General features: G+C 67.6%; 12 protein-coding genes and 2 pseudogenes. 4 read left to right on the plus strand and 10 right to left on the minus strand.

Translation table 11 applies throughout. From position 1 onward, the window contains the following. Positions 1 to 197, minus strand: a pseudogene (locus tag AB0J09_RS39030) (aminoglycoside phosphotransferase family protein); the annotation flags it as partial. 275 nt (positions 198 to 472) lie between these two features. Here AB0J09_RS39030 and AB0J09_RS39035 point away from each other — a divergent pair. Beyond that, a pseudogene (locus tag AB0J09_RS39035) lies at positions 473 to 3,393 on the plus strand (Tn3 family transposase). A 13-nt stretch (positions 3,394 to 3,406) separates the two neighbouring features. On the opposite strand, the gene AB0J09_RS39040 reads toward AB0J09_RS39035, so the two are convergent. Beyond that, positions 3,407 to 4,066 carry a recombinase family protein gene (locus AB0J09_RS39040; RefSeq protein WP_360702430.1) on the minus strand — a complete coding sequence of 220 codons (660 nt, stop codon included), beginning with the start codon at positions 4,064 to 4,066 and terminating at the stop codon, positions 3,407 to 3,409. Positions 4,067 to 4,227: 161 nt separating this feature from the next. After that, positions 4,228 to 4,878: a helix-turn-helix domain-containing protein gene (locus tag AB0J09_RS39045; RefSeq protein WP_360702432.1), complete on the minus strand. Its 651-nt coding sequence runs from the start codon at positions 4,876 to 4,878 to the stop codon at positions 4,228 to 4,230. Between the two features lie 85 nt (positions 4,879 to 4,963). On the opposite strand from AB0J09_RS39045, the gene AB0J09_RS39050 reads away from it, so the two are divergent. After that, positions 4,964 to 5,854, plus strand: a complete 891-nt coding sequence (locus tag AB0J09_RS39050; RefSeq protein ID WP_360702434.1) for an NmrA/HSCARG family protein — start codon at positions 4,964 to 4,966, stop codon at positions 5,852 to 5,854. Between the two features lie 564 nt (positions 5,855 to 6,418). Here AB0J09_RS39050 and AB0J09_RS39055 read toward each other — a convergent pair. From AB0J09_RS39055 to AB0J09_RS39065, 3 genes are all read right to left on the minus strand, one after another. Further along, positions 6,419 to 6,760, minus strand: a complete 342-nt coding sequence (locus AB0J09_RS39055; RefSeq protein ID WP_360702436.1) for a hypothetical protein — start codon at positions 6,758 to 6,760, stop codon at positions 6,419 to 6,421. Between the two features lie 135 nt (positions 6,761 to 6,895). Next, positions 6,896 to 7,294, minus strand: coding sequence for an alcohol dehydrogenase catalytic domain-containing protein (locus AB0J09_RS39060; protein ID WP_360702437.1), 399 nt, complete (start codon positions 7,292 to 7,294; stop codon positions 6,896 to 6,898). Between the two features lie 4 nt (positions 7,295 to 7,298). Beyond that, complete coding sequence (locus AB0J09_RS39065) at positions 7,299 to 7,553, minus strand: hypothetical protein (RefSeq protein ID WP_360702439.1); 255 nt, start codon at positions 7,551 to 7,553, stop codon at positions 7,299 to 7,301. 453 nt (positions 7,554 to 8,006) lie between these two features. Between AB0J09_RS39065 and AB0J09_RS39070 the strand changes: the two genes are divergently transcribed. Beyond that, positions 8,007 to 8,129, plus strand: coding sequence for a hypothetical protein (locus AB0J09_RS39070; protein WP_360702442.1), 123 nt, complete (start codon positions 8,007 to 8,009; stop codon positions 8,127 to 8,129). A gap of 217 nt (positions 8,130 to 8,346) precedes the next feature. On the opposite strand, the gene AB0J09_RS39075 is transcribed toward AB0J09_RS39070, so the two are convergent. Together AB0J09_RS39075 and AB0J09_RS39080 are read right to left on the minus strand one after the other, a co-directional pair. Beyond that, on the minus strand, positions 8,347 to 9,183 hold the full coding sequence (locus AB0J09_RS39075; RefSeq protein WP_360702444.1) for a hypothetical protein: 837 nt from the start codon (positions 9,181 to 9,183) through the stop codon (positions 8,347 to 8,349). Between the two features lie 165 nt (positions 9,184 to 9,348). After that, entirely contained in the window at positions 9,349 to 9,639 is a 291-nt protein-coding gene (locus AB0J09_RS39080; RefSeq protein ID WP_360702446.1) for a hypothetical protein, read from the minus strand. Between the two features lie 369 nt (positions 9,640 to 10,008). On the opposite strand from AB0J09_RS39080, the gene AB0J09_RS39085 reads away from it, so the two are divergent. Then, positions 10,009 to 10,461 (plus strand): ricin-type beta-trefoil lectin domain protein, encoded by a 453-nt coding sequence (locus AB0J09_RS39085; protein WP_360702449.1) that lies wholly within the window; start codon positions 10,009 to 10,011, stop codon positions 10,459 to 10,461. 213 nt (positions 10,462 to 10,674) lie between these two features. Here AB0J09_RS39085 and AB0J09_RS39090 read toward each other — a convergent pair whose 3' ends face one another. Together AB0J09_RS39090 and AB0J09_RS39095 are read right to left on the minus strand one after the other, a co-directional pair. After that, positions 10,675 to 11,481 (minus strand): recombinase family protein, encoded by an 807-nt coding sequence (locus AB0J09_RS39090; protein ID WP_360702450.1) that lies wholly within the window; start codon positions 11,479 to 11,481, stop codon positions 10,675 to 10,677. 89 nt (positions 11,482 to 11,570) lie between these two features. Beyond that, positions 11,571 to 11,714 (minus strand): hypothetical protein, encoded by a 144-nt coding sequence (locus tag AB0J09_RS39095; RefSeq protein WP_360702452.1) that lies wholly within the window; start codon positions 11,712 to 11,714, stop codon positions 11,571 to 11,573. Between the last annotated feature and the right edge of the window lie 163 nt (positions 11,715 to 11,877).

Consider the following 11,877-nt stretch of genomic DNA (forward strand, 5'->3'; position numbering starts at 1 on the left):
CTGGTCATCACGATCAAGGGCGGGTGAGCATCCAGCGCGGCCTCGACGGGCGCGGGCGCGAGGTCGGGCGCGTGTTCGGCAAGCAAGGTGAGCGCCGCCCATTCCCGGTGGGGCTCACCTCGCCCCCACGAGGTGTAGCGCTTGACCACGATGTCGTCCCGAATGTCGAGCCTGTGAGTGCATCGGCCAGCCGCCATACGTCCCCTTCCCCCTCTCTGCCCCCTTGAGCCGGACGACAGCGCGTCCTCCGGCCACGTCCCCATCGGGGACGGAGAGGGCCGAGATTAGCGCAGGTCGCGGCCTGTTGGCCCTCCGCTCCCGAACGTGGCCTCAGCCCCAAAGTAGCGATGAGTTAGATCACAGTTGCGGTTCGTGATCGTCACGAATCGTGTGTACCGGGGCGTAGAGGGTGTTCCTCGTTCGATCGTGTTGCCCTGTTCTCGGGGTCGGTCGGGCGAAGGGAGCGATGGGGATGCGTCGGGAGTGGGAGCCGGAGGAGCTGATCGCGGCGTGGACGCTGCTGGATGGCGACTGGGAGCTGGTGGGGAACAAGACGGGCGCGACCCGTCTGGGGTTCGGCCTGATGCTGAAGTTCTTCGAGCAGGAGGGCCGGTTCCCTCGGCACGCGGGCGAGGTACCCAAGGCTGCCGTTGACTACGTGGCGGGGCAGGTGAAGGTCGGTCCGGCGCTGTTCGCGGAGTATCGGTGGGCGGGGTCGACGATTGAGTACCACCGGGCGCAGGTGCGGGAGGCGCTGGGGTTTCGGGAGTCGACCCGGGCGGATGAGGATGTGCTGGCCGAGTGGCTGGCGGACAAGATCTGCCCGGTGGTGTTCACGGACGAGGGGCTGCGGGCGGCGCTGTTGGCCCGCTGCCGGACTTTGAAGATCGAGCCGCCGGGCCGGGTGGAGCGGATCGTGGGTGCGGGGCGGGCGCGGTTCGAGCGGGAGTTCTGTCTGCATGTGCTGAACGGGTTGTCGGCGGACTCGGCGCGGTCGTTGTGGGAGTTGGCCACGGGTGAGGACGGGTTCCTGTTGGAGTTGAAGTCCGATCCGGGCCGGTTGGGGCTGGAGACGCTGCTGGAGGAGATCGTCAAGCTGCGGCGGGCCAAGGCGCTGGGGCTGGCGGTGGATCTGTTCGGCGGGTACTCCGACCGGCTGGTGGCCTCCTGGCGGGCGCGGGCGATGGCCTCGCATCCGTCGGACTTCGCAGCGAATCAGCCGCCGGTCCGGTTGACGTTGGTGGCCGCGTTGGCGTGGTCGCGGACGACGGAGATCACGGACGCGCTGGTCGATCTGTTCATCGGCCTGGTGTCGAAGATCAATACTCGGGCGGAGCGGAAGGTCGAGCGGGCGATCGAGGCGGAGGCCAAGAAGGTGCATCGCAAGACCGAGAAGCTGTTCTCGATCGCCGAGGCTTCGTTGCGGGCGCCGGAGGGCACGGTCCGGCAGGTGGTGTTCCCGGCAGTGCCCGGCGGGGAGGCGACGTTGCAGGCGCTGGTGGCCGAGGCGAAGGCGGACGCCAGGGCCTACAAGGCCCGAGTGCGGACGGTGCTGACCAGTTCCTACACCTCCTACTACCGGCGGATGCTGCCCAAGCTGCTGGCCGCGATCGAGTTCAAGTGCAACAACACCGCCTACCGGCCGGTGATGGACGCGCTGGACCTGCTGCAGCGCTACGCCGACATCCCGGACACCACCCGTCACTACGACGCATCCGAGAACGTTCCCATCCAAGGGGTGGTGCCGGAGGGCTGGCTGGAAGCCGTCGTCGACGACAACGGGGTCATCGAGCGGGCCTCCTACGAGTTGTGCGTGATCGTGTCGCTGAAGGACGCGCTGCGCCGCCGCGAGATCTACGTCGCCGGCGCCCGCCGCTGGCGCAACCCCGAGGAGGACCTGCCGGCCGACTTCGAGGACAACCGGGACGTCCACTACGAGAACCTGCGCCAGCCGCTGGACGCCTCCGTGTTCATCGCCCCGTTGCAGGAGGCGATGCGCGCCTCGATGGCGGCATGCGGCCGAGCCGTCAGCAGGAACAAGTCCGGCGGCGCGAAGGTGAAGACGCACCGCTGTGAGCCGCGCTGGCACATCCCTGACCTGGGCAAGCTGCAGGTCCCGGAGAACCTGCGGGCGCTGCACACCGAGGTCGCCGCCCGCTGGGGGATCATCGACCTGCTGGACTTCTTGAAGGAGTCGGACTTCGTCACCGACTTCACCGACGCCTTCACCACGGTCGCGACCAGGGAGGCGACCCCGCGGGAGGTGATCCGCAAACGGCTGCTGCTGGTGCTGTACGCGCTCGGCACGAACGTGGGGATCAAACGGGTCGCCGACGGCGGCCGCCACGGCGAGACCGAGGCGGCCCTGCGGGCCACCCGGCATCTGTTCGTCAACCGCGACAACCTGCGCGCGGCGATCGCGACCCTGGTGAACGCCACCTTGAGGATGCGCGACCCGCTGTGGTGGGGCAACGGCACCGCGTGCGCATCGGACTCGAAGAAGTTCGGGTCGTGGTCGTCGAACCTGATGACCGAATACCACGCCCGGTACGGAGGGCCCGGCGTCATGATCTACTGGCACGTGGACCGGCAATCGGTGTGCGTCTACTCCCAGCTTCGGACGTGTAACGCCTCCGAGGTCGCCGCGATGATGGAGGGCGTGCTGCGGCACTGCACCGACGCCACCATCGACCGCCAGTACACAGATAGTCATGGCCAGTCCCTGGTCGGGTTCGCGTTCTCCTACTTGCTGGGGTTCAAGCTGCTGCCGCGGATGAAGAGGATCGCCCACCAGAAGCTGGTCAAGGCCGACGCCGATGACCAGGTCCCGTCCTGCTTGACCGGCATGGTGGCCGACAAGCCGATCGACTGGGAGATCATCGCTCAGCAGTACGACCAGATGGTGAAATACGCCACCGCCCTGCGGCTGGGCACGGCCGAGGCCGAGCAGGTGCTGCGACGCTTCACCCGCGGCGGCCCCAAACACCCCACCTACAAGGCCATCGAGGAACTCGGCAAGGCGGTCAAGAGCGTGTTCGTCGCCGAGTACGTCGCCGCCCCGGAGCTGCGTCGCGAGATCCACGAGGGCCTGCAGTCGTGGAGAACTGGAACTCCGCCAACACCGATCTGTTCTACGGCAGCGCCGGCACTATCCCCGGCAGCGACAAGGAGCATCAGGAGGTCTCCATGCTCAGCCTTCACCTGTTGCAGTCGGCGTTGGTCTTCATCAACACCTTGCTGGTTCAGTCCGTCCTCAAGGACCCCGCCTGGCACAAGAAGATGACCGACGCCGACAAGCGAGGACTCTCGCCACTGTTCTGGTCCAACGCCAACCTCTACGGCACCATCGACATCGACATGGGCCGCCGCCTCGACCTCGACCTGGTCGCCTGACCCTTCCCGTCGATCACGCCGATGGCCGAGGCAGGACGCCCTGGCCGGGTAGCAGGTCGGCCAGGGCGGTTCGCACGGCCGCCCGGCTCACCCCCTGAGCCCGTGCCAAGGCGGCGATCGAGGTGCCCTCGTGGAAGGCCGCCCGCACGTCCTCGCGCCGGTCACCGTCCAGCGCGGGCGGCCGGCCGCGGTAGCGGCCTTCGGCCTCAGCGGCGGCGATCCCCTCGACGGTGAGCTCGTTCTGGATGTCACGTTGGAACTGGCCGACGGCGGTGATCACGTTGATGATGACGGCGGTGGTGGCGTCGTTGGCGGCGAGGTCGTGGAAGTTCGACAGCGGTCCGGACAGGACGCGCAGGGCGACGCCGCGGGCTTGGCACCAGTTGCGGACGGCGTGGATGTCGAGCAGGTCGCGGCAGAGCCGGAACAGCTCCGAGACCGTCAGGGTGTCGCCGGGGTGCGCCTTGGCGGCGATCTTGCCGAACGCGGGCCGGTCGAGGGCGGAGATCTTGGAGGTGGTGGCGGGGTCCTCGAAGAGGAGGACGCCGTCGGCTGGCCGGAATCCCTCGGCGACGCCTTCGGTGCGCACGAGAAGGCCGGCCTCGGTGAGGATGTGGCGCTGCCGCAGCAGGGACTGGGTCGCGGTGGAGACACGAGAGTAGACGATCTGCACCGAGCTCTCCTCGGGATGAGAGTTGAAGCTCGATTCTCCTGTCGGAAAATCCTGTCGTCAATTCATGTGCGGAACCGGCCATCTGACGTCACGGTTCGTCGCTCGATGTCCGGTTTTCGAGAGGGCTTGCGGGGCCCAGTCAGGGGGTGTCGTTAAATCTTCTAATCCCGACATCCCTCGTGGCCCTGTTCAGCAGAAGCGGATCTGTCATGGCCGAGGCCAGGCGCGCGATCGGTGGCCGCGGTCCGGAATCCCTCCAGTCCGAAGGTTAGCAGCCGCTCACCCTGGGGCGGGGAACTCTGCTCGCCCGCCCATGCCGCCGCGTTGACCAGCGCGTACAGGTCCGGGGCGGTGACATCCGGCCGTACTTCGCCGGCCGCTCGCGCCCGGGCCAGCAACTCCTCTCCGGCGGCGAGCACCGCTTTGCACGCCGCGTGCAGTTCGGAGGTCTCATCCTCGACGGCCTGCATAAGCATGGCACCGAGCCCTCGGTAGATCGTCGTGTGCACCATGGCCGCCCGCGCCCAGGTGGCCAGGCCATCGAAGGGCGAGCGCGCGGTGAGCAGTTCAGCTCCGGTCGCAGCCAGGGCCTGCATCCGATCACCCATCAGCGCCTCCAGTAGGGCCCGGCGGGTGGGGAAGTGGCCGTAGAGCGTGCCGTTGGCTACCCCGGCCCGGCGCGCGATCGCCTCCAGGGAGAAGTCCGCGCCGTGCTCGGCGAACGCGGCCGCCGCCTCGGTTAGCAGCCGTTCGTAGTTGCGGTGCGCGTCGGCCCGCATGCGACGGCGGGGTGGCGGTGTGCCGGCGGTCATGAGCAGAACCTCGCTTGAAAAGTTGAGACTGTCTCGATATTTTTCTCGAGACAGTCTCAACTTTACCATTTTCGGAGGTCCTCACATGACCACACCCATGGAGCATTCCGGCAAGCCCGTCCTGGTCACCGGCGCCACCGGCCGACAAGGCGGAGCCACCACCGTACGCCTGCTGGCCGACGGCTGGCCGGTCCGCGTTCTGGTCCGGGATCCCGCCACCACGGCCGCCCGCGGACTGGCCGCAAGGGGCGCCGAGCTGCTGACAGGTCACCTGGATGATCCCAGCAGTCTCAAGGCGGCCATGGCCGACGCCTACGGCGTCTTCGCCGTCACCCCGGACGACCTGGACACCGAACGCGAAATCCGGCGCGGCCGTAACCTGGCAGAGGCTGCGGCCGCGGCCAGCGTCGCCCACCTAGTCTTCGCCTCCGTCGGAGGTGCCGAGCGAGCCACCGGCATCTCCTACTGGGAGAGCAAGTGGGCCATCGAGCAGCACATCGCCGCCCTCGGACTGCCGGCCACCATCCTGCGACCCGTGCGCTTCATGGAGAACCACGCCATCCCCGGGCTTGGGCTGGGCGGCATCTCCGCCGACGGAGTCCTGCGCCACCTGTTCGCCCCCGATGTGCCCGTGCAACTCATCGCCGTGAGCGACATCGGCGCCTTTGCCGCCCTCGCCTTCGCCGACCCCACTGCCTATCTCGGCCAGGCACTGGAACTGGCAGGCGACGAACTGACCCCCGAGGCCACCGTGCGCCTGATCAGCCAGCATCTCGGGCGCCAGATCACTTACCAGCAGGTAGCCGGCGAGGAGCTGAACCTGAGCAAGGACGCCACTCGGGCCTTCACCGCCCAACGCGGACTCTGGCGCGCCGACATCCCCGCCCTACGCCACCGCCACCCGGACCTGCTGGACTTCCCAAGCTGGCTGGACCAGGGCGGCGCCGAAGCCATCGCCGCACTCCTCGAAGGCTGACCCGTCCGATCCGCCAGGAACCGGTGCGGCCACTCGTCTGCGCGTCGAACAGCAGGGCTGGAGGAGCAAGTGACTGGTCAGCCTGCGTCCTGGCATCCGGCCGTCCCCTCCGATCCAGTCGTCTCGAGGTCAGTATGCGAGCCAGTCGTCAACCTTCGCAACAGGCGGCTCTCGGCGTGCATCAGCCGACAACATCGTTGATCCTGCGTTACCGCGATGCCTGATCCGGGCGGTGCTCGGACTCCCGAACATCTGGCGCTGAAACTCGCGGACGAAGCCAAAGCCACCCTCACCCCGTTCAAGTGAGAGTTCGGCGGCCTGGGTGATGTGTTCGTGGGTCAGCTACCGGGATGGCGGGCGCGAGCCCGCCTGGACGTGCCGTCAGGTGTCCAGGCCAATCCGGCCGCAGAGCTGCCGGGCCTTGTCGCCGGCGTTCATCAACAGCATGGTCGCGGCGTAGCGTCAGCAGCCTTGGTCATGTGGTGATTCGTCCCACGGTGTTCGTTACTCGTCGGCACCGCCAACGACTCCTGCCAGTCCCGAACACCTACTTTGGGGCTGGGGTCAGCTTCGGAAGCGGAGGGCCGAGTCGACCAGCTCGAACGTCCGCGCCAGCGCGGTCAGGATGTCGTCCGGCGTCGAAGTGGTGAACCAGCGGTAGAGCCAGAACCCGCGCACGGTCTTCGTCTCGTAGATCATCGACCGGGCGAACAGCGGGATCGTGAGCCGGTCGGCGTCGGCCTGCCGGTGGGTGGACAGCGCACCGTAGACGACCATCGTGCCGCCGGGCGCCAGCGCCCGCGAGACGTCGGCGCCGAGCTGCCCGCCGACGCAGTCCAGCGCCTTGGCGACGGGCCCGATGGCGGCCAGGCGCTCGCCGAGGTCCTCGTCCTCGGTGCAGATCACCTCCGTGCCCCCCCAGGTCCAGGATCTCCTTGACGGCCGAGCGTCGCCGTACCACGTTGACCGTGCGGACGCCCAGGTGCGCGGCGAGCTGCACGACCAGCCGCCCGACGGTGGAGGTGGCGGCCGTCTGGACGATCACTCGCCGGGCTGGACGTCCAGCTCGCGGCTGAGCAGCAGGTGCGCGGTGAGCGGGTTGGTGAGCAGCTGCGCGGCGGTGGAGTCGCTCAGGTGGCCGGGCACCGGCAGCGCCCGGCCCGCGTCCACGATCACGTAGTCCTGCCAGGTGCCCAGCACCCCGACCGTGATGACCCGCTGGCCCGCGTCGGTCACGCCGACGCACTCCTGACCCAGTACGGCGGGCAGCTCCGGCGCGATGCCGTACCGGCCCCGGATGATGTGCAGGTCGTTGGGGTTGACCGGGGCGGCGTGCACCCGGACCCGCACCTGGCCTGGTCCCGGCGACGGGATCGGGCGTTCTTCCAGCGCGACGACGTCCGACGGTTCGCCGATGGCGCGCGCGACCAGTGCCCGCATGTAGTCACCTCTGAATGAGCCGGGGGAGTGCCGCTATGTGTTCGGCAAGATAGTCGGCCACGACCTCCGGCACCAGGCGCCGGGTCGTGATCTCCGCCTTCACCAGCGGGAGGTGCTCCACCTCGTACAGGCCGCGTGCCGGGTCGTCCACCTCGGGGCCGTGCCGCAGCGCGGGATCCAGGGCGGTTGAGACGTGCAGGTCCGCCAGCCGCGACGTATCCTCTGCGCCGCTGAAGATCATTACGGGGATACGAGACACGCTCTAAGCTTGATCTTTATCGTCCGGATTGTTGTAGCGCTGCGAGCGTGCGGCCGCGTTTGACGGTTTTGCCGACGTCATAGCGGGGTGCGGGTCGGCGGTTGGGGATGCCGGATGGGCGTCCAGGGCCGGGCCGGGTGGGTTTGGGTGCGCTGGCCGGTTGGGCGAGTGCCGGACGGAGGTTCCGAAACCCTCGCCGGACGCGGGCGGGAGTGAGTTGGCCGGGTGTGGCACCAAGGATGACGCAGGTCCTCAGTCAACCGACGCGCCAGGCGTAGCTGAAGCCGCTCAACTCCGCGCTGCAAACGGGAATTTTCGTTCGGATGCTCGTCATGCCCCGTCACCATACCGAAGCGCGTCTACGACGGATTCCTCAACGCCAGAGAGATACGCGCCAGTCTGAATGACGCCCGTTTCGACCGGCCGTACCAGCTGATCATCGTCGACAACGACATGCACAAGGACATCGAGAAACGCGTTCTGGTGCATCGATTCGATCGCGGCGAGGGCTTCATCCGGGGATTGCGCGAACCTCACGGGCCTCACGAGCAAAGCGAGCTGGAATTCGACGGCTGACGTCGCGGCACCGTGGGCCAAGCCCGTCGGCAATAGCATCGCCCACAGGCGGCACCTGGGCACTCAGGCAACGCAGGCGCCGCAGGACATGACGTCCCTCTCCAGTGGTGTCCCATGCTGTGCCATGCCCCTTGCCGTGCCCTTGCCATGCCCAGGCCGTCGGTGTGGCCAGTCTCCAGACGGTCAGCCACACCGACTTCGTGCTCATCGAGGCGGCTCAGCCGGCGATGCCGACCGCGCCGCCGTTGACTGCGACCGCAGTGGAGGCGCTCCCGCCGCCAGATGCGACGATCAGATTGAAGACCTCCCGCGGTGGCAGATCGGGGTCCAAGGGCACATCGCCGTCGAGCAGCCAATCCAACGCGGCGGCCAGGATGTGCGGCGGGACCCGAGAGCCCCTGGCATACACCACGTGCCACGGCGAGGGCAGCGACGCGTCCAGGGTCCAGACGGCATTGTCATCGTCGTCGTCGGCTGAGACCAATATGCCGATGTCCTGCCAGAAGGCCAGCAGCTCGGCCATGGTGTCGACGGGCGGGTCGTCGCAGGCCTCGACCAGGATGGCGAAACCGGCCTGCCAGCTTTCCCATTCGCGCCGGGTCAGGTGCAGGTGCCGGCGCAGCTCCTGCACGGCGGGGTATTCGTCCAGTTCGGGGTCTTCACCGGCGGCGGGCAGGGTGAGATCGGGTGGCCGGATGCCGTCCCAGATACTGGATTCGAGCCACTGCTCTGGGCTGGACCAGCGCTGCGGTGTCTGGGCGGCGGCGAGTTCGGCCAGGCGTGCGGTGGTGGCGCGCGGGCAGTCCAGCAGCGCGCCGATGATCTCCGCTGAGCGAGGGCACAGTGTCGGCCAGCCGGTGTCGAACAAGGCCAGCATGGCCTGCTCGTCCTTGCCGAGGGTCAGCCCGGGATGCCCGTCGAACGGGATGACCTGGCGGGGCCGGCTCGGCGCGGCGGGCAACTCGACCCGGTGAGGGCGGTGTCCGTAGCGGTCGATCCAGGTGGTGGCCAAGGTCAGGCGATGTTCGTCGAGCGCGTCCTGGATGGCTTGCATGCGCCGGTCTTGGGCGGCGCGCAGCTTGTCACGGCGCTGGCGTTCGGCGGGGGTGAGGTGTACGGCGCAGTGCTCTGAGCCGATGCCGGTGACGATGGTCTTGGCGCAGCGTTCTTTCTTCAGCGTGGTGCCGGCGCATTGTGCGTCGGGGTCGGGGTCCTCGCGTTACGCGGCCTCCACGTCGCAGATGATCTGCGGGTCGATGGGCGGCCTGGCCAGGTCCACGTCCGGGCGGACCTCGGCGGGGTCGGTGCCGGCCTCGCGGGCTTGGGCGAAGATGGAGCGGGCGCGCGGTGGTCCGCTGCCCCAGGCCGGGGCCAGCGGGAGCCGCCGTGGCGGTCGCGGCGGGGCGGGGTGATGGTGCGGGCCAGGGTGGACCGGCCGCTTCGGGTGTGGGTCATGCCTGCGTCTCCAAGGGGTGGTGGAACGGCTGCGCGCGCCTGGGCGCGGCTGCATGCTGGCATGTCAGCGTGGCGGAGCCCGGAGTCACTGCCATCATTTGTACCAACGTTGGTACAGACCTTTGAGGATCATGCCCGCCACCGTGGGTGAGTGCCCGATCCGATCACGCCACGCCTCGCTGAGCTGCGCCGGCAGTTCTCACCAGCCGAGACGCAACTGCCTTGGGTCGCAAGGTAAGGCTGCCAGGGGCTGCGAGCGGCCACCACAATGATCATTTTGAGCAGATCTCGCGTAGCTAGTGACCAAGAACTGAGCAGAAATTGGACTGGTTACTGGTCATCCATGGGGCGCATGCTGCTCGCGTGCACAAAGCACGCTTTGCGTGCTTGTCGGACGCAGCGCCAACCGGACATAGGAGCATGCATGACGCAGACGTTCAAGCGGATAATGCAGGTCGCGTTAGCGACGGTCGCCGCTTCAGCCGTCACGGTGGGACTATCAGCGCCCCCTGCGAGCGCTGCCGGGGAGAACACCTGGATCAGGAGTCTGAACGAGAATCGATGCATCACGACCTGGGGAGGCGATGTATTCCTGGATGCCTGCGTCGTCGGGGACAAGGACCAGCTGTGGGACCGGCGAGACGACGCCACTATCCACAGGGCCTGGACGAATCTATGTCTTGACAGCAATCAGGCTGGCGACGTCTACTACTTGGAATGCAACAACGGCCCCTATCAAAAATGGAGGTATTATGATAATGGGTGGGTGCAGAATCAAGCCACGGGCTTGTATCTGTACACCCCCAATAACTCTTCGATCGTGACCAGCATTAGCAATGGGGTTGAAATTGATAGGTGGCAATTTTTCGGTGGGTAGTTAAGCGGTATTCCATCGGCATCCCTGTGAAAAGTTGCGCTAGGGGCGTCGGCTTCGGCGATGGCCTTGGCCTGGTCGGCGGCCTCCCCGGGGTCCCAGTAGTTCTGACGAAACTTTCGTCGGATATGCCCTTGACCTGCGGCTATGCGGGGACTCTGTGGCTGGGGATGAGATCGCTTGCTGCGGGGGGCCATGAGCGAGGGCACGCCGGAGTTACTGCCGTCGTGAGGTCGCGAGGTCACCCGACGGTGTGGAGTCGGCGAAGTCGGCGCGGGCCTGGGCGACGGCTTCGGGGTAGGCCTGGGTCTTCTTGTGCTCGGCGAGCGCCCGGTAGATGCTGGCCAGGCCGGGGTTCTGCCCCTTGCGCTTGCCGGTGGGGATGATCAGGTCGGGGCGGATCTGTTCGACGGATTCGCCGCCTGCCCGGCGGCGGAGCACGGTGTGCAGCATGTCGTCGGTGATGACGGGTGGCCGGCCACCGTGCTTGCCCTTGCGGGCGGCGGCGTCGAGTCCTTCCAGGGTGGTTTCGCGGATGGCTTCGCGCTCGGTTTCGGCCATGGCGGCGAAGAAGCCGAAGAGCATGCGGCCGGGACCGCTGGGGTCGTAGACGCCAGGCAACGGGCCGGCCAGCATTTCCAGGATCAGGCCGTGGGCGGTCAGGTGGTCGGCCAGGGCAGTGAGCTCGGCGGCGTCTCGGCCCAGTCGCTTCATCTCATAGACGGTGAACAGCACGCGGCAGTGCGGGGCGTGGGCCTTGATCTCGCGGGCCAGGGTGAGGGCGGCCTCGAACTGGGGGCGGACTCGGATGCGGGTGCTGATCTTCTCGGAGAAGATCTTGTCGCGGGGGATGCCGTGCGCGCTGAGCGCATCGAGTTGCGACTGCAGTTCCTGGGTGAGGTGGGAGCATCTGGCGTACCCGATGCGGATGTCCGCGCCCGGGGTGTCCGTCTCGGGCGCGGTCGGCGGCGGTGTGCCGGGTCGCCAGGACTGGCCGGGGCCGCAGTCGGACGGAGTCGGCACCCGGAGCAACTTGGCGAGCCGGGCTAACCAGAATCGCCTGCGCGTCGTGGCGGCGTTCTAAGGCGAACGAGGTCCTCGCCGGGGGATGTCTACTCCTCGATGAGGATGCCCAACGCGCCAGCCAGGGCGAAAACCAGCCCCTGCGCGTCCCGGCTCTTGACGGTCGCGCCCTTGAGACTGGTGACACCGCCGATCCCCAGCAGCACGCAGTCGGAGAAGTGCGCGCCATCCATCTGCGCCTGGGAGAACTGAGCCCCGCTTAGCCTGAATCCACGACGTGAATCTGGAAGCGAGGGCCAGGAATCAAGTGAGGTGCCCCTTGAGCTGGGAGGATGGGAGTTCTTCACGCTTCCAACCGCCGGTTCCAAAGGACACCTCGTAAGTGCGATTCTCCCA

Origin of the sequence: Nonomuraea sp. NPDC049784 (assembly GCF_040659615.1) — a bacterium.
Lineage (GTDB): Bacteria > Actinomycetota > Actinomycetes > Streptosporangiales > Streptosporangiaceae > Nonomuraea.

Coding starts and splice junctions, on each gene's coding strand:
- AB0J09_RS39075 (WP_360702444.1), bottom strand. CDS start 9,183: ATGCAAGCCATCCAGGACGCGCTCGACGAACATCGCCTGACCTTGGCC.
- AB0J09_RS39085 (WP_360702449.1), top strand. CDS start 10,009: ATGACGCAGACGTTCAAGCGGATAATGCAGGTCGCGTTAGCGACGGTC.
- AB0J09_RS39095 (WP_360702452.1), bottom strand. CDS start 11,714: ATGGATGGCGCGCACTTCTCCGACTGCGTGCTGCTGGGGATCGGCGGT.
- AB0J09_RS39070 (WP_360702442.1), top strand. CDS start 8,007: ATGCACAAGGACATCGAGAAACGCGTTCTGGTGCATCGATTCGATCGC.
- AB0J09_RS39060 (WP_360702437.1), bottom strand. CDS start 7,294: ATGCGGGCACTGGTCGCGCGCGCCATCGGCGAACCGTCGGACGTCGTC.
- AB0J09_RS39050 (WP_360702434.1), top strand. CDS start 4,964: ATGACCACACCCATGGAGCATTCCGGCAAGCCCGTCCTGGTCACCGGC.
- AB0J09_RS39080 (WP_360702446.1), bottom strand. CDS start 9,639: ATGCAGCCGCGCCCAGGCGCGCGCAGCCGTTCCACCACCCCTTGGAGA.
- AB0J09_RS39045 (WP_360702432.1), bottom strand. CDS start 4,878: ATGACCGCCGGCACACCGCCACCCCGCCGTCGCATGCGGGCCGACGCG.